1 pseudogene is annotated in these 351 nt (G+C 62.4%); it reads left to right on the top strand.

Annotated features, from left to right (window positions below):
- Window positions 1-58 precede the first annotated feature (58 nt).
- Window positions 59-211 (top strand): annotated as a pseudogene (locus tag J4G32_RS21890) (LysR substrate-binding domain-containing protein); the annotation flags it as partial.
- Window positions 212-351: the final 140 nt, after the last annotated feature.

Raw genomic sequence — 351 nt, 5'->3', positions numbered from 1 at the left:
ACTGGATGTCTGGCGACATTTCCTGCAACCGGCGGGTATCAGTCCGCTGCTGAAAAGCGTGGATAATACGCTACTGCTGATTCAGATGGTGGCGGCCAGAATGGGCATTGCCGCCCTGCCGCACTGGGTGGTGGAAAGCGTTGAGCGCCAGGGTCTGGTGGTGACCAAAACCCTGGGTGATGGTCTGTGGAGCCGCCTGTATGCCGCCGTGCGCGACGGCGACCAGCGTCAGGCGGTGACCGAGGCGTTTATTCGCTCGACGCGGGATCACGCCTGCGATCATCTGCCGTTTGTGCGGAGCGCGGAGCGACCCATTTTCGATGCCCCCACAGCGAAGCCAGGATCACAGCC

The organism is Microvirga antarctica (assembly GCF_017921815.1).
GTDB classification, from domain to species: Bacteria; Pseudomonadota; Alphaproteobacteria; order Rhizobiales; family Beijerinckiaceae; genus Microvirga; species Microvirga antarctica.
The sequence above is the reverse complement of the archived record's forward strand: the minus strand, read 5'-3'. Positions and strand labels throughout refer to the sequence as shown.